We start from the raw sequence: 15,310 nt of genomic DNA, 5'->3' as shown, positions 1-15,310 counted from the left end.
GAGGTAACAGCGACCCGCTGTCAGAGATCGTTGTCGATCCGCGAGGGAGACCCCACGCGCTCGAGCAACGCGTCGATGACGAGCCCGACCGCGTACGGCATGTCGACCTTGTCCGGGTCGAGCAGCCACTGCACCTGCAGGCCGTCCATCAGGGCCAGGATCGAGGACGCGGCCGCGTCGATCTCCTTGTCGGACGGCATGGCGTCGACCGGGCACGACGCCCGCAGCGCGTCGGCAGTCAGCTCGCGCAGCTGCGTGAACCGGTCGCGGAACGACCCCTGCGCGGGGTGCCCTTCGGTGACCGACTCCGCCGACAGCACGGCGTACGACTGGACGAGGCCCTTGCGCTGGGTGTTCCGCCGAGCCGTGTCCACGAGGTGGCGCAGCAGGTCGGGACCGTACGGGGGCTGCTGGTTCTCGTACTCCTGGACGTCCAGCGCGTCGCGGTACGCGAGAACCTCCACGAGCAGCTGCTCCTTCGACCCGAAGTGGTGGAGGACGCCCTGGTGGGTGATGCCGACCCGCTCGGCGATCTCGGTCAGCCCGCCCTTGTGGTAGCCGCGGCTCCCGAACACCTCGAGCGCGGCCGCAAGGATCTCGGCGCGGCGCTGGTCCGCCGGCACGCGCGGCAGGCGGTCGCGTCGCGGGGGAGCGGGGTGGGTCGCCATGCCCGCGAGCCTACGCGCAGCGTTTCGTCGGTTCTGCAGAAACCTTGCCGCGCGAGGCATCCGATCCGGCGGCGGTGTCGAAGTACAGGCATGGATGTCCCCGACGCAGGCGAGCGCGCCATCGGGATCCGGCTTGCTCGCCGGGACGAGGCCGCGCTGCAGGAAGCGTACGAACGGTACGCGCCTGTGGTGCTCGCCTACGTCCGCCGCTACGTCGGAGCCGACGAGGCCGAGGACGTGCTACAGCGGACCTTCTTCGACGTGTGGCGCGGGGCGGCCCGCTACGACCCGAACCAGCGGTTCACCGGGTGGCTGTTCACGATCGCCCACCATCGCGCGGTCGATGCGCTGCGTGCGCGCAAGCACGCGGTGGTGGACGTCGAGGCGGTACGCGACCTGGCGGGGGAGGACGGTCGAGAGACGGCGGACCGGTTCGCTGATGCCGCCGACGTCCGATGGGCGGTCGCGCGGCTGCCCGAGCATGAACGGACGGTGCTCGAGATGGCGTACTTCGCGGAGCTGACGCAGCGGGAGATCGCCGCGCGGCTCGATGTCCCGCTCGGCACCGTCAAGGCACGAGCGTCACGAGGAACACGACGGCTGGGAGAGATGTTGCGGGCGGAAGAGGAGGGAGAGCGATGACGGACCACGCGGACCTGGTCGGTCTCCTGCGCGGTGAGCTGACCAACGCCGAGGTGATGGAGGTCGACGCGCACCTCGGCACCTGCGACGAGTGCCGGGTCGCACTCGCCTCCGTGGCGACCGGCCACGCCCTCCTCGCGTCCACCACCCGGACGCTGCGCGCACCTCGTCCTGCCGAGGTGCCGGTGGCTCCGCAGATGACGGCCCGCCCGCCTCGCCGGTGGAGGGGGCCGGTCGCCCTCGCAGCGGCGGCCGTGCTCGTCGTCCTCGGCGCGGTGACGGTCCCGACCCTGCTCGACGACGACCGGCCTCCGACGGCTGAACGGCAGAGCGCGCCCCTCGAACCCGTCGAGGGCGCGGGCGGCGGCGAAGTCGTGATGACGTCCAAGGACGACGCGGTCGGCATGACCATCACCACCCGAGGCCTTCCGCAGGTCGGCGACGGTGACTACTACTACGCGTGGCTGTTCGACCCCTCGACGGAGAAGATGCTCGCGCTCGGCGTCATCAACCCCGACGGCACCGCGTCGTTCGACCTCCCGAGCGACATCGTCGGGCGCTACCAGGTCGTCGACGTGAGCCTGGAGCAGGACGACGGCGACCCGAGCCACTCGGTCACCTCCGTGCTGCGCGCCGACTACTCCGGATCCGATGCATCCGACCGCGCTCTCTCTCCGAAGTACGTGCAGGGCCGGGCATCCGGCACCGTCGAGAGAAAGGCGGAAAGATGAGCAGTCGAAGGATCTTCGGAGCGATCATCGCTCTCGTCGCCTCGCTTGGGCTCGTCGCTGTGGCGACGACTCCTGCGGAGGCACACTCACGGCACAAGACGGGATACACCCAGGTCGTCGTAGCACCCGAGGTCTATGAGCTCGTGGCCGGGGCGGGCATCACGCCCGCGGCGATCGGAGGCGCCAAGGCGTTCCCGTACAAGAACACGCTCGCAGCGCGGTTCCCGATCACCGGGTACTCGGTCAGCAAGCTGCGGATCAAGCACAGCGGTGGCATCAGTCTCACCGCCGGCTCCGCGACGATCTCGCTGAAGCGGTTCAACATCGACCTCGGTCGGCTCCGGGTCAGCGGCAAGGTGAGCGGGACCGTCGGAGACGTCGGCAGGGTCGACCTCTTCAAGATCCGCCTCTCCGACCGGCGCGGTCTGGGGCTCGTCCGGTTGACGCTGACCGACACGGCTGCCGGAGCGCTCAACGCCACGTTCGGGGTCGACGCCTTCAGCGCCGGAGACACCTTCGGCTACGCGACGCCCAGGCCGTTCTCCCGGTTCTGACACCGGCCGGCCGGCGGGGGGTGCTACCCACTCCGTTCGCACCTCCCGCCGGTCCTACTCGACGAGTGACCTGTCGGTCGTGAGCTCGATGTAGGCCCACAGCTCGAAACCGAGCGGCTCGAGGCCTGCGAGGACCGCACGGCGGACGTCGTCCTCGTCGGAGACCTGCCACCCGTCGGGCTCGACGACGAAGTCGACCTCGAGGAACAGCTTCCGGCCGACCTTGCGCATCCGGACGATCGGCTCGTCGAGACCGAACTGGTTCTGGACCTGGTCGACGACCGCGCGCACGGACTCCTGCACCTCCGCCGACGGAGCGCCCTGCAGGAGCTCGCGTACGCCCGACCGCAGCAGGCCGACGGGCGTCGGAGCGAGAGCGACGCAGGCGAGGATCACCAGCACCGGATCGACGTACGCCGTCACGTCGAGCGACGTGGACTCGTCGAGGACGATCGCCACGACTGCGCCCACCACCATGCCGACGCTGAGGACCGCGCTCGCACGCCAGGTCGCGATCTCCGCGCCCACGAGGTCCGAGTCCGAGCCGGTCCGGCGCAGCGAGACGTAGACCGCGGCCGCACCCAGTGCGGAGATCAGGCCGTAGAGGACGAGGCTCCTGGTCGCGACGGGATCGCCGCCCTCCCGCAGCAGGACGACCGCGTCCGCCAGGGCGTACAGGAGAGTCCCGGCGAGGGCGACGCCCTGGAGGAGGACAGCGAGCGGCGTGAAGGCGTCGCGCCCGAACGGGAACCGCTTGGTGGGGCCCTCCTCGACGGCTCGCGCGGCCTGCAGCCCGAACCAGGTCAGCGCGATCCCGATGAGGGCGTAGGCGCCGTCGAGGAGGAGGATGCGCAGCTCGCTCGCGACGCCCCAGACCATCGCCAGCCCGCCCAGCGCGGCCGCGGCGACGATCGAGCGCCGCAGGGCGGTGCGTTCGATCGATGCCTGCGTCGCCTGAGCCGGGCTCACGAAGGTCAGCGTAGGGCGTGACCAGGTCCTCGGCTGTGTCAGCGGGCCTGCCCAGCGGCGACCGTCCTCCCCGAGCCGAGGATCTCGTACGGTGCAGGGTCGAACGCGCCGTTCTCGGCACGATAGCGATGCATGTAGTCGGGCCACAGAGCCGACAGTCGTCCGCTCACCGGGTGCCGGTACCAGCTGCGACAACCCTCGGAGAGCCACACCGTCCCCTGGCTGCGCAGGTCGAGGTCGGCGACATACGCGTCCTCCGCCTCCACGGTCGGCTCGATCGCGGACTCGCGATCGACGATGAAGTCGACGGCCCCGCTGACGTACTCCGCCTGGCTCTCGATGATGTAGACGATCGAGCCGGCGCCGAGGCCGGTGTTGGGTCCCTGCATGACGAAGAGGTTCGGGAAGCCGGCGACGCTCGTGCTCGCGACCGTCCGCCCGCCCTCGGCCCAGTGGTCCGACAGGAGCCTGCCGTCGCGGCCACGGATGCGATGGGCGAAGGGAAGGTCGGTGGCCTCGAAGCCGGTCGCCACCACCAGGACGTCCAGCGCGATCTCCGAGCCGTCGCGCGCGACGACGCCGGTCTCGGTCATCCGCGCGATCCCGCTCGTCTCGAGGCGCACGTGCGGCTGGGTGAGCGCCGGATAGTAGGTGTTGGAGAGCAGGATGCGCTTGCACCCGAGCTCGTACGCCGGGGTGAGCCGGTCGCGAAGATCGGCGTCGGCGACCTGCGCTGCCAGGTGATCGCGGGCCGCCTTCTTCATCTGCGCCAGGAACGCGGGAACTCCGAGGCGTTGGGGGAACCGAGCCTCGCTGTCCCAGAAGAGGCCCGCGCGCAGCTGCTGCGCCGTCTCGGGCAGCCGGCCGAACATCGTCTTCTCCGCCTCCGAGTAGGCACGGTCCTTCCGCGGCACGATGTAGGGCGCGGACCGCTGGAAGACGGTCAGCGACTCGGCGAGGTCAGCAAGCTCCGGCACGATCTGGATGGCCGAGGCGCCCGTGCCGACGACGCCGATCCGCTTGCCGACGAGGTCGACGTCGTGGTTCCAGCGGGCGGAGTGGAAGATCTCGCCGGTGAACGTGTCGAGCCCCTCGAGGTCGGGGATCGCGGGGTCGGACAAGTGGCCGCACGCGGTGACGAGGGTGGTCGCGAGGTGCCGGCCGCGCGAGGTGCGGACGTCCCACCGCTGGGCCTGCTCGTCCCAGACGGCGTCGAGCATCTCTGAGTCCAGGAAGGTGTGGGGGAGGAGCCCCTCCTCCACTGCGGTGCGCTCGAGATAGTCGAGGATCTGCGGTTGGCGGCCGTACACGTGCGACCACGACGTCGACGGGCGGAACGAGAACGAGTACAGGTGGGAGGGGATGTCGCACGCAGCGCCGGGGTAGGTGTTGTCGCGCCACGTGCCGCCGACCGACGAGGCGCGGTCGACCAGCGCGAACGAGTGACGTCCCTGCCGTGCGAGCCGCGTGCCGATCGCGAGGCCGGAGAACCCCGTCCCCACGATCAGGACGTCGGTGTCGCTGAGCACCGTCTCGTTGCCGGCGGCGGGCACGGGCGGACTGACGATGGTGCTCACACGGCCTCCTGGAGGATGACGTCGCCCGGCGTCGTCCTCGCCGGGTCGGTGAGGAACGGGTCGATGAGGTGGTAGAGCTCGGCCGGGCGCTCGTGCACCACGGCGTGACCGGAGCGGATCTCGACGTAGCGCGCGTCGCGGATGCCGCCGAAGAGCAGTCGCGCGTGGTGCGGCGGGACCATCTGGTCCGCGGTGCAGCCCACGACGAGCGTCGGCGCCGCGATCTGGGCGACGTCCTCGCTGACGTCGACGGTGCGGTTGAACCGCATCATCGTCGCGCGGTCGCGTCCCGTCGCGGCGCTCGCGACGAGGTCGGCGAGCTCGGGCGCCGTGCGGGCGAGCAGGTACGCCGGGCTGTAGGCGGTGAACACCATGAACGCAGGCAGGGCTGACGAGCCCTCGGCGTGGAGCCGTGACCAGACCTCGTTCCGGAGCTGCTGCTGCTGGTCCGACCGGGTCCAGCCTGCGACGAGGACGAGGCTCTCGACCAGCTCCTGCCGGCGACCGGCGAACGCGGCGGCGACGACGGCACCGAACGAGTAGCCGACGACCGCGACGCGACGGTGCGGACTGAGCGCGGCGACGACGGCCTCGACCTGCTCGACGTACCAGCTCGTGTCGGGCTCGCCGTCGGCCTCGGCGGGGTCGGTGAAGTCGAGCGCGATGACGCGGTGGTGCTCGGCGAGCATCGGGAAGAGCGCCCAGAAGTGGCTCGTGGCCGTGCCGCCGGTGCCGTGGAGCAGCACGACCGGGGTGCGGGGGTCGTCGGGGTCGGTCGAGTCGTAGGACGTCACACGCGCACGGGAGGTGCGGACGACGCCCTCGCGCACGCCAGGAAGAAAGTTCACGAGATCCCTCGGGAGTCGGTTCGATGAATAGTGAGAGCGTACTCTCACAATTTCTAGTCGAGCAATACCTGTGAGCGATTGAAGACTAAAATTGGAGGCGGTGCGAGAGCGGCCTGATTGAAAGTGCACTCTCTCCATAACCAGCCCGGCGGCGCCCTGCGAGCCCGTTGTGCAGTACGCTCTCTGCGTGCCCGCCTCCGATCAGGGGCCCCGTGACGTGGCCCGGCGCGAACGCCTGGACCGCATCAGGGTCGCCGCCACCGAGCTGCTCCTCGAGAAGGACTTCACCTCCATCACCACCCGCGACATCGCGCGCCGCGCGGGCGTCGCCGAGGCCACGCTCTTCCGCTACATCAAGGGCAAGCAGGAGCTGCTCACGATGGTCTACGCGGACCACCTCGACGCGCAGCTGAGCGTGGTCGAGGAGGAGGACGCCCGCATCGTCGCACGGCAGGCGGGCCTGCCGCCGTCGATGGATGCCGTCCTCGAGCGGATCTTCCACATCTACCAGCGTCGCTGCGCGTTCTACCAGGCGTCGCCCCACAACGCGTCGCTCTACCTGCGCCAGGGGTTCGACGTGGACCCGGACGTGAGTGCGCGTCCGGTGTCGCAGGGCGACCGCACGATCCGGCTCGTCGTCTCGATCCTCGGCGAGGGACAGCGCGCGGGTGTCCTCGACCCCGCCGTCGACGCCGCGCTCGTCGCCCAGAACCTCCACGGCACCTATATGCACGAGATCGACCGCACGCCCGTGCGCGGGTTCGAGCCGAGCACGCTGTGGGATCGGCTCCGACCGCGCCTCGAGGTGCAGCTCGTGCCGCTGGGGCGTCGCACGTCCTCAGGCACGCCCGCCCCGTAGCTCCCGCCGCAGGATCTTGCCGCTCGCAGTCTTGGGCAGCTCGTCGACGAATGCGATCGCGCGGGGGTACTTGTACGCCGCCATCCGCTCGCGGCAGTGCGCGACAAGCGCGGCCTCCGTCACCACCGCGTCCGGCTGCAGCGACACGAAGGCGTGCACGGTCTCTCCCCGGTACTCGTCAGGGACGCCGACGACTGCCGCCTCGCGGACCGCCGGGTGGCTGTAGAGCACGTCCTCGACCTCTCGCGGCCACACCTTGTAGCCGGATGCGATGATCACGTCCTTCAGCCGGTCGACGAGGTAGAACCACCCGTCGGAGTCCATGAAGCCGACATCGCCCGTCCGCAGCTCCCCGCCCGGGAACGACGCCGCCGTCGCGTCCGGCCGCCCCCAGTAGCCCTCGGCCACCTGCGGACCGGCGATGGCCAGCTCGCCGACCTCGCCGAGCGGGACCTCGTCGCCGGCCCCGTCGACGATCCGGGCTCGGACGGAAGCGATCGGGACGCCGATCGACAGCGCACCCGACTCGGGATCGACCGGCGCCCGTCGCTGCGGGGGGACGAGGTGCGTGATCGACGACGTCTCCGTCAGCCCGTAGGCGTTGTGCACGTAGGCGCCGAGAACCGACTCGACCTTGTCGGCCACCGACGGCGGTATGGGCGCACCGCCGGAGTAGACCTTCGTGAGCGAGGCGAAGTCGTCCGGTCCGACGCCGGGCCCCCCCACCATCGCCGTGAAGGCGGTGATCGCCCCGACCGTGAAGACGGGCCGGTGCTCGCGGATCAGATCGACCATGACCTCGGCGTTGAACCGGTGTCCGAGCACCAGCGGTGCGGGCACGAGCAACGACAGCACACCGTGTCCGACCAGTCCGGTGATGTGGAACAGTGGCGCGATCGCGAGGATGGCGTCGGGCGGTGACAGCTCCATCCACTCGCGGTAGCTGCGTGCGTTGAACACGAGGTTCGCGTGGGACAGGCAGGCGCCCTTCGGCTCGCCGGTCGTGCCGGAGGTGTAGACGAGGAACGCCGGATCGTCCGGATGCGCCGCGCGTACCGGCGCGGGCCGCTGGCCGGCGTGCCGGGCCAGCAGGTCGGTGAGTCCGACGGCTCCGGGCAGGGCGGCGGGATCGCGGTCCGGCAGGACCCGCGGATCGTCGCGGGTCTGGAAGTCTCGCCCCGCGGAGCTGATCACGATCTCCACCTCGTGCCCTGCTCCGGCCAGGACGTCGGCAGCCACCTCGTGAACCTCGTCGAGGCACAGCAGCACTCTGGCGCCCGAGTCCTGCAGCAGGTGCCGGAGCTCGCGCTGCTTGTACATCGGGTTGACCGACACGGCGACGCCGCCGGCCTTCCAGGCCGCGAGCATGCCGATGACGAACGCCGGATGGTTCTGACTGAACAGCGCCAACCGATCGCCGGCGGCGAATCCCCGCTGCTGCAGCGCGGCCGCCAGAGCGTCGGCCGCCGCGTCCAGCTCGGCCAGGCTCATCCGACCGTCGAAATAGCGGATGGCGTCCTGGTGGGGCGCGCGCCGCACCGCGTCGTCCACCATGGCGAGCAGGTTGTCGAACTCCGGGTCGATGTCGGTGGGCTGGCCCTCGCGGTAGAGCGCGAGCCACGGCCTGTCGCCGTATGACGAGGTCGTCATCCCAGCTCCTTCCTGGACGGTCACTCGAACGACGTCACGCGATCGGGGTCGAGGCGCACGTCGATCAAGAGCGGACGCGTACGCCGGGCGATGACGTCGCCGATGGTGCTCAGCTCCTCCGATGTCCTGATCGTGACACCGTCACCTCCCAGCGCGGAGGCGACCGCCGCGAAGTCGGGCCAGGTGAGCAACGACAGTGCGGGGTCGAGCCCCCGGCCGGTGAACTGAACGTGCTCCGCGCCGTACGACCCGTCGTTCGCCACGACGCAGACCAGGTCCAGACCGTGACTGACTGCCGTCGTGAACTCGTTGAGGCCACCGAGCGCGAAGCCACCATCGCCGACCAGGAGCACGGTGGGGCGGTCCGGCCGCGACGCGGCTGCTCCGATCGCCATCCCCGTGGCGAGTCCGATCGAGGCGAACCCGGCACCTGCCCACATCCACGACCTCGCGTCGGGCGCCGTCATGACGCGGAGCGCGTGCAGCGCGAACCGGCCGACGTCGACGACAACCGTCCGCTCGTTCGGCAGGATTTCGTCGAGGTGCCGGAAGACCTCCTGGAGGTCGACCGTCCCCGCACGACCGGGTGCGGCGACGCGACGCGCTGGCTCGGCCAGCCGAGCGGCGGCACGCGCAGCGAAGGCGGACGGTGTCGCCTCCGCCTCCTCCAGCCACCGTACGAGCTCCTCAGCCGTCGCGGCGGCGTCGCCGACGATCGCGGCGTCGGGAAGGACGTACCGCCCGATCGCTGCCGCGTCGTCGTCGCACTGGATCAGCGTCCTGCCCTCAAGCAGGCCTCCCTTGTCGGAGGTCTCGGGTGTGATGGACGCACCGAAGGCGAGGATGCAGTCGCTGTCGGCGATGACGTCCTGAGCCGCCGCCGTGGACAGCGTGCCGAAGATCCCGAGGTGGGCGGGCTCGCCGGCGAACAGATCCTTGGCCTGTGCGGTGCAGGCCAGCGGCGCCCCGAGCATCGCGGCCAACCGGACGAGCGGCTCGCGGGCGTGGAGAGCGCCCTGCCCTGCCAGGACGATCGGCCGCCGGGAGGACATCACGATTCCGAGCGCGGTGTCGATGGCGCCGGGGGCCGGCGCGCTCCGGGTGAGGGCCATGGGGCGAGCGCCGCGGCCGGTCTGCTCGGGTACCTCCTGACCCATCAGGTCGATCGGCACCTCGAGCACGATCGGGCGCCGCTCGGCACGCGCCCGCCAGAACGCGTGGGCCAGGTCCGCATCGAGCGTGTCGGCGGCGCGAGCCACCTCGAACCCTGCACCTGTCGCCTCGACGAGCGGTCGCTGGACGAGCTTCTGCGGCGCGTGACGGCGCTGGTCCGACGTCCGGCCGGCGATCACCAGCACCGGGATCGAGCTCTTGGCGCACTCGACGAGCGCGGTGACGACGTTCGTCAGCCCAGGGCCGTGGGTCACGGTCGCGACACCGACGGCACCGGTCGCGCGCGCGTGCCCGGCTGCCATCATCACGGCGTTCGCCTCGTGCGCGGCGCCGATGTAGCGACCGCCGACCTTGTTCACCCAGTGGTCGACGAAGAAGAGGTTGGCGTCACCGATCAGGCCGTAGACGACCTCGACCTCGTGCTCGTGCAGCTGCCCGGCGAGCGCCGCGTCGTACGTCGTCATCGGAAGGCCGGGATCCCGGTGAGAGCCTGCCCGACGACGAGCGTGTGCATCTCGACCGTGCCCTCGTAGGTGAGCACCGACTCCAGGTTGTTCATGTGCCGGATCACCGGGTACTCGAGCGAGATGCCGTTCGCGGCCAGGATCGTCCGGGCGGTCCGGCAGATCTCGAGCGCCTCGCGCACGTTGTTGAGCTTGCCGAGGCTCACCTGCTCCGGACGCAACGTCCCGGCATCCTTGAGGCGACCGAGGTGGATCGCCAGCAGCAGGCCCTTGGTGTACTCCAGCGACATGTCGGCCAGCTTCTGCTGCGTCAGCTGGAAGGCGGCGATCGGCTTGTCGAACTGGGTGCGCTCGACCGCGTACGAGAGTGCGGCCTGCAGTGAGCTGCGGGCCGCGCCCATCGCGCCCCACACGATGCCGTAGCGCGCCTCGTTGAGGCAGGCCAGCGGACCCTTGAGGCCGCGGACGTCGGGGAAGGCTGCGGAGTCGGGGAGACGTACGGAGTCCAGCACGATCTCACCCGTGATCGACGCGCGCAGCGACATCTTGTGCTTGATCTCTGGGGCGGAGAAGCCGGGGGAGTCGGTCGGTACGACGAAGCCGCGCACGCCCTCGTCGGTCTGAGCCCACACGACCGCGACGTCGGCGACCGGGGCGTTCGTGATCCACATCTTCTGGCCGTCGAGGATCCAGTCTTCCCCGTGGCGGCGGGCCGTGGTGCGCATCGAGCCCGGGTCGGAGCCGTGGTCGGGTTCGGTGAGGCCGAAGCAGCCGATCGCCGTTCCTTCGGCCATCGCCGGCAGCCACTGCTGCTTGTGCTCCTCGCTGCCCCACTTCCAGATGGCGAACATCGCCAGGGAGCCCTGCACCGAGACGAGCGAGCGGATGCCCGAGTCGGTGGCCTCCAGCTCGAGGCAGGCGACGCCGTACTCGGTGGCGGTCATCCCGGCGCAGCCGTACCCCTCGAGGTGCATGCCGAGGACGCCGAGGGAGCCGAGCTCCTTCGCCAGGTCGCGGATCCCGGGGATGGTGCCCTGCTCGAACCACTCGGCGACGAACGGGTCGATCCGCTCCGTGCACAGCTGTCGGACGGAGGCCCGGACAGCCTTCTCGTCATCGCTCAGCAGGGTGTCGAGGGCCGCGAGATCCAGGGGTGCGACGGTGCTCATGTGAGGTTCTCCTTCGGGTGATCGGCCAGCCAGCAGCGAACTTCTTGGTCGTGCTGTCCCAGACGTGGCGGGGGACGGTAGTCAGTGACGGGGGTGCGGGAGTACGTGACCGGATGCCGGACCTGGGCCGGTGCGCCAGCCCCGACGGCGACGGTGGGTTCGAGGCCCAGGCGCTCGGCGAGCGCGATCGCATCGCCGAGATCGCCGACCTTCCCCGCGGGGACCCCGACGTCCGTGAGCACCGAGGCCCAGTGCTCTGCGGAGGCGGTCGTCAGGCGTGCCTCGAGGGCCGCGACCAGCTGCGGTCGGTTCTCCACCCGCGCTGCATTGGTCGCGAAGCGCCGGTCCAGCGCCAGCACGGGGGCGTCGATCGCCGCGGCCAGCCGACCGAACTGGCCGTCGTTGCCGCAAGCGACGGCGAGCTGGGTGTCGCTGCAGCGCAGCAGCTGGTACGGCGCGATCGAGGGATGGGCGTTGCCCATCCGGTCGGGCGCTTGTCCGGTGAGCAGGTAGGAGCTGGCCTGGTTGGCCAAGGAACCCAGAAGGCTCGACAAGAGATTCACCTCCACGTGCTGGCCGTGTCCCGTCACGTCCCGCGCCCGCAGCGCGGCAAGGATCCCGATCGTGGCGTCCTTCGACGTGAGCACGTCGACCACCGCGACCCCGACCTTCGTCGGCTCCGCGTCGGCAGCACCGGTGATGCTCATCAGACCGCCGACGGCCTGGACGAGGAAGTCGTACCCGGGCAGGTCGGCCCCGCCGGCGGAGCCGAACCCTGTCACGGAGCAGTAGACGACGCCGGGGTTGGTGGCGGCGACCTGGTCGTATCCGAGGCCGTGCCTGGCGAGCGTCCCGGACTTGAAGTTCTCGACGAGCACGTCGGCGCGCGCCGCGAGTCGGGCAGCGAGGTCCCGGTCCACCGGATCAGCGAGGTCGAGGGTCACCGACCTCTTCGAGCGGTTGGCTGCGTGGAAGTACGACGCCGTACCTCCCGGCTGGTCGACCCACGGAGGCCCCCATGAGCGGGTGTCGTCGCCGGTGCCGGGGCGTTCGACCTTCACGACGGTGGCGCCGAGGTCGGCCAGCATCGCCGAGGCCAGCGGTCCGGCGAGAACGCGGGAGAAGTCGGCGACCAGCACGCCGTCGAGCGGCCCCGTCATCCGAGCTCGAGCCTGCCGTCGACGCGTCGCGGCAGCTGCCAGGGGTCGCTGGTGCGCGCAGGCGCAGGCAGCCACGGATCCGGCACAGACTGGTAGCTCACCGGGCGGACGAAGCGGTCGAGCGCAGCGGCACCGACGGACGTGCTCGCCGGCGCGGAGGTGGCAGGCCACGGCCCGCCGTGCTGCTGCGCCCAGGTCCACGCCACCCCGGTGGGCCAGTCGTTCACCGTGACCCGGCCGGCGTTGCGCGCGAGAGCCGTGACCAGTGGGGCGGCATCCGGATCGTCCTCCGTCCCGTCGGTGACGACTGTCGCCGTGAGACTTCCCTGGAGCAGGCCGAGCACGGAGACGGCCTCCGCGACCGTCGCGTACTCGACGACCACGGCGACCGGGCCGAAGCACTCCTCCAGAAGTCGGCTGCCGGCGTGCAACGCGGCGCTCGGAGCGGCGAGGACGACCGAGTCTGCAGACCACCCTTCGCCGCCCCCCTCGACACGGGCGACGACCTCCGCGCCGGCCTCCACCAGCGCGGAGACACCGGCGCCGGCGGCGTCGGCGATCCCTCGCGTCAGCATGGTCGCAGCGGGGGAGGTGGCTGCCAGTGCTTCCGCCACCGCGGTCGCGACGCCGTGCCCCGCGGGCGCGAGCAGCAGGCCCGGCTTCGTGCAGAACTGTCCGGAGCCGAGTGTGAACGAGCCGACGAAACCGGAGGCGATGTCAGACGTCCGGACGAGCGACCCCGGCGTCATCACGACCGGGTTCACGGTGCCCATCTCGGCGTACACCGGGATCACGACCTCGCGCTCGTTGGCGAGCCGCCACAACGCCATCCCCCCGGCCTGCGAGCCGGTGAAGCCGACCGCCCGGACCGCTGGTTCTCGCACCAGCTGGACGCCCGCGTCGAATCCGACGACCTGGCCGAAGGTGCCGGCCGGGGCTCCGGCCGCGGCGAGTGCCTCGACCGCCAGGTCGCCCAGCCGCGCGCACAGCAGCACGTGCGCGGGGTGCGCCTTGGCGACGACCGGGCAGCCGGCTGCCAGGGCTGAGGCGGTGTCGTTGCCGAGCACGCCGAACGCGAAGGGGAAGTTGCTCGCGCCGAAGACCGCCACCGGCCCCAGTGGCTGCTTGAGGCGGACAAGGCCGGGCGCCGTCCCCGAGGCGTGGTCGACGGTCAGGTCGAGGAACGACCCCTCGACGGCGACCTCGGCGTAGAAGCGCAGCTGCGCCGCGGCCCGCTCGACCTCTCCGGTGAGCCGCGGGCGGCCGAGCGCTGTCTCGCAGTCGGCCAGTCGTACCAGCTCGTCGCGGTGGTCGAGCAGCGTCTGGGCAATGGCCTCGAGCCACACCTGCCGTTCGCGCGGGGACGTCGCTGAGATCACGGGTGCAGCGGCAGCTGCTCGATCCACCGCGGTGGAAACCTCGGGTGGGAGGCTGTCGCGTACCGAGCCTGCCCGCTCACCGGTCGCCGGTCGGAAGCTGACCGTGGCGGTCACGCAAGAGCCTCGACGGCGTCCTCGAGCACGGACACGGCCTCGGCGAGGAGGTCTTCTCCGATCACGAGCGGCGGCAGCAGCCGGATGACGTTGCCGAACGTTCCGCAGGTGAGCGTGAGGACGCCCTGGCTGTTGGCGTAGTCCGCGACCTTCTTGGCTGCTTCCGGCGCAGGGTTCGTCGTGCCGGGCTCGACGAACTCCATGGCCAGCATCGCGCCACGACCGCGCACCTCGCCGACGTACGAGTCGTCGCCGGTCAGTGCCTCCAGACGCGGCCGCACGATCTCCTCGATGCGACGCGCCTTGGCCGGCAGGTCGTCGCGCTCGATGACCTGGAGCGCTGCACGGGCGGCCGCGCAGGCGATCGGGTTGGCGGCGTAGGTCCCGCCGAGTCGTCCCGGCCCGACGGCGTCCATGATCTCCGCACGTCCGGTGACGGCCGAGATGGGAAGTCCTCCGCCGAGCGCCTTCGCCGTCGTGATCAGGTCCGGGACGACGCCTTCGTGGTCGACGGCGAACATCGCGCCGGTCCGCCCCAGACCGGCCTGGATCTCATCGGCGACGAACACGATGCCGTGCTCGCGGGCGAACGCGGCGACCCGGGACAGGTAGCCCTCGGGCGGGACGATGAAGCCGCCTTCGCCCTGGATCGGCTCGACGATGATCGCGGCGACGTTGTGGGCACCGATCTGGCTGGTGACGGTCTCGACCAGCAGGTCGTACGCGTCGTCGCCTGCCGACTCCGCGCCGCTGATCCAGCGGTACGGGTACGGCGAGGGCACCTTGTAGACCTCGGGCGCGTACGGGCCGAACCCGTCCCTGTACGGAACGTTCTTGCCGGTCATGCTCATCGTGAGAAGGGTTCGCCCGTGGTAGGCGTGCGTGAGGACGACGACGGCGCTGCGCCCGGTGTAGGCACGGGAGATCTTGATCGCGTTCTCGACGGCCTCCGCGCCCGTGGTGAAGAGCGCAGTGCGCTTCTCGTGGTCCCCGGGGGTGATCCGGTTGAGCGTGGCGGCGACGTCCACCGCAGGCTCGTACTCGGTGACCATGAAGCAGGTGTGCGTGAAGCGCTCGGCCTGCTCCTTCACGGCTGCGACGACGTCCGGGTGCGAAGCGCCCACGCTGGTGACGGCGATGCCGGCTGCGAGATCGATCAGGTGGTTGCCGTCGACGTCGACGATGATGCCCCCACCCGCCTCCTCGACGAAGACCGGCAAGGTGACGCCGAACCCGGCGGCGATCTCCTCGGTTCGCTGCTGGTGCAGCTTCGTCGACTTCGGGCCGGGCACGGCCGTGGCGAGGATGCGCTTCTGCGCGGGGAGGGACATGACTACTCCTGTCGGATCATGG

The 15,310-nt window shown here is 70.8% G+C and carries 14 protein-coding genes; 4 read left to right on the top strand and 10 right to left on the bottom strand.

The features are described 5' to 3' along the window. Positions 1 to 20: 20 nt before the first annotated feature. Positions 21 to 668, bottom strand: a complete 648-nt coding sequence (locus tag GH747_RS20640; RefSeq protein ID WP_149771524.1) for a TetR/AcrR family transcriptional regulator — start codon at positions 666 to 668, stop codon at positions 21 to 23. Between the two features lie 90 nt (positions 669 to 758). Between GH747_RS20640 and GH747_RS20635 the strand changes: the two genes are divergently transcribed. Genes GH747_RS20635 through GH747_RS20625 form a run of 3 tightly spaced genes read left to right on the top strand, consistent with a single transcriptional unit; the run spans position 759 to position 2,595 of the window. Beyond that, complete coding sequence (locus GH747_RS20635; RefSeq protein WP_149771523.1) at positions 759 to 1,310, top strand: RNA polymerase sigma factor; 552 nt, start codon at positions 759 to 761, stop codon at positions 1,308 to 1,310. Continuing rightward, the gene (locus GH747_RS20630; RefSeq protein ID WP_149771522.1) at positions 1,307 to 2,041 is read left to right on the top strand and encodes an anti-sigma factor; all 735 of its coding nucleotides are present in this window, start codon (positions 1,307 to 1,309) and stop codon (positions 2,039 to 2,041) included. The genes GH747_RS20635 and GH747_RS20630 overlap by 4 nt, the downstream gene beginning before the upstream one ends. Beyond that, positions 2,038 to 2,595: a hypothetical protein gene (locus tag GH747_RS20625; protein WP_149771521.1), complete on the top strand. Its 558-nt coding sequence runs from the start codon at positions 2,038 to 2,040 to the stop codon at positions 2,593 to 2,595. Before GH747_RS20630 ends, GH747_RS20625 begins: the two co-directional genes overlap by 4 nt. 54 nt (positions 2,596 to 2,649) lie before the next feature. On the opposite strand, the gene GH747_RS20620 is transcribed toward GH747_RS20625, so the two are convergent. From GH747_RS20620 to GH747_RS20610, 3 genes are read right to left on the bottom strand one after another with little or no spacing between them, the layout of a single operon-like run. Beyond that, entirely contained in the window at positions 2,650 to 3,564 is a 915-nt protein-coding gene (locus GH747_RS20620) for a cation efflux transmembrane domain-containing protein (RefSeq protein ID WP_149771520.1), read from the bottom strand. A gap of 38 nt (positions 3,565 to 3,602) precedes the next feature. Next, the gene (locus GH747_RS20615; RefSeq protein WP_205603048.1) at positions 3,603 to 5,141 is read right to left on the bottom strand and encodes a flavin-containing monooxygenase; all 1,539 of its coding nucleotides are present in this window, start codon (positions 5,139 to 5,141) and stop codon (positions 3,603 to 3,605) included. Next, on the bottom strand, positions 5,138 to 5,989 hold the full coding sequence (locus GH747_RS20610; RefSeq protein ID WP_163695858.1) for an alpha/beta fold hydrolase: 852 nt from the start codon (positions 5,987 to 5,989) through the stop codon (positions 5,138 to 5,140). The genes GH747_RS20615 and GH747_RS20610 overlap by 4 nt, the downstream gene beginning before the upstream one ends. A 187-nt stretch (positions 5,990 to 6,176) precedes the next feature. On the opposite strand from GH747_RS20610, the gene GH747_RS20605 reads away from it, so the two are divergent. After that, positions 6,177 to 6,848: a TetR/AcrR family transcriptional regulator gene (locus GH747_RS20605; protein ID WP_163695855.1), complete on the top strand. Its 672-nt coding sequence runs from the start codon at positions 6,177 to 6,179 to the stop codon at positions 6,846 to 6,848. Here the strand turns inward: GH747_RS20605 and GH747_RS20600 are convergent. The 6 genes from GH747_RS20600 to gabT are packed head-to-tail and all read right to left on the bottom strand — an operon-like array spanning position 6,828 to position 15,288. After that, positions 6,828 to 8,498, bottom strand: coding sequence for an AMP-binding protein (locus GH747_RS20600; protein WP_149771517.1), 1,671 nt, complete (start codon positions 8,496 to 8,498; stop codon positions 6,828 to 6,830). The genes GH747_RS20605 and GH747_RS20600 overlap by 21 nt on opposite strands. Before the next feature lie 20 nt (positions 8,499 to 8,518). Then, the gene (locus GH747_RS20595) at positions 8,519 to 10,135 is read right to left on the bottom strand and encodes a thiamine pyrophosphate-binding protein (RefSeq protein ID WP_149771516.1); all 1,617 of its coding nucleotides are present in this window, start codon (positions 10,133 to 10,135) and stop codon (positions 8,519 to 8,521) included. After that, a complete protein-coding gene (locus tag GH747_RS20590) occupies positions 10,132 to 11,304 on the bottom strand; it encodes an acyl-CoA dehydrogenase family protein (RefSeq protein WP_149771515.1) in 1,173 nt (390 codons plus the stop codon). Before GH747_RS20590 ends, GH747_RS20595 begins: the two co-directional genes overlap by 4 nt. Beyond that, entirely contained in the window at positions 11,301 to 12,464 is a 1,164-nt protein-coding gene (locus tag GH747_RS20585) for a CaiB/BaiF CoA transferase family protein (RefSeq protein WP_149771514.1), read from the bottom strand. Before GH747_RS20585 ends, GH747_RS20590 begins: the two co-directional genes overlap by 4 nt. After that, positions 12,461 to 13,957: an aldehyde dehydrogenase family protein gene (locus GH747_RS20580; RefSeq protein WP_149771513.1), complete on the bottom strand. Its 1,497-nt coding sequence runs from the start codon at positions 13,955 to 13,957 to the stop codon at positions 12,461 to 12,463. The genes GH747_RS20585 and GH747_RS20580 overlap by 4 nt, the downstream gene beginning before the upstream one ends. After that, the gene (gene gabT / locus GH747_RS20575; RefSeq protein WP_149771512.1) at positions 13,954 to 15,288 is read right to left on the bottom strand and encodes a 4-aminobutyrate--2-oxoglutarate transaminase; all 1,335 of its coding nucleotides are present in this window, start codon (positions 15,286 to 15,288) and stop codon (positions 13,954 to 13,956) included. The genes GH747_RS20580 and gabT overlap by 4 nt, the downstream gene beginning before the upstream one ends. Positions 15,289 to 15,310 lie beyond the last annotated feature (22 nt).

This window comes from Mumia xiangluensis (assembly GCF_010994095.1).
GTDB classification, from domain to species: Bacteria; Actinomycetota; Actinomycetes; order Propionibacteriales; family Nocardioidaceae; genus Mumia; species Mumia xiangluensis.
The sequence above is the reverse complement of the archived record's forward strand: the minus strand, read 5'-3'. Positions and strand labels throughout refer to the sequence as shown.

Coding starts and splice junctions, on each gene's coding strand:
- GH747_RS20630 (WP_149771522.1), top strand. CDS start 1,307: ATGACGGACCACGCGGACCTGGTCGGTCTCCTGCGCGGTGAGCTGACC.
- GH747_RS20600 (WP_149771517.1), bottom strand. CDS start 8,498: ATGACGACCTCGTCATACGGCGACAGGCCGTGGCTCGCGCTCTACCGC.
- GH747_RS20625 (WP_149771521.1), top strand. CDS start 2,038: ATGAGCAGTCGAAGGATCTTCGGAGCGATCATCGCTCTCGTCGCCTCG.
- GH747_RS20595 (WP_149771516.1), bottom strand. CDS start 10,135: ATGACGACGTACGACGCGGCGCTCGCCGGGCAGCTGCACGAGCACGAG.
- GH747_RS20585 (WP_149771514.1), bottom strand. CDS start 12,464: ATGACGGGGCCGCTCGACGGCGTGCTGGTCGCCGACTTCTCCCGCGTT.
- GH747_RS20640 (WP_149771524.1), bottom strand. CDS start 668: ATGGCGACCCACCCCGCTCCCCCGCGACGCGACCGCCTGCCGCGCGTG.
- GH747_RS20590 (WP_149771515.1), bottom strand. CDS start 11,304: ATGAGCACCGTCGCACCCCTGGATCTCGCGGCCCTCGACACCCTGCTG.
- GH747_RS20635 (WP_149771523.1), top strand. CDS start 759: ATGGATGTCCCCGACGCAGGCGAGCGCGCCATCGGGATCCGGCTTGCT.
- gabT (WP_149771512.1), bottom strand. CDS start 15,288: ATGTCCCTCCCCGCGCAGAAGCGCATCCTCGCCACGGCCGTGCCCGGC.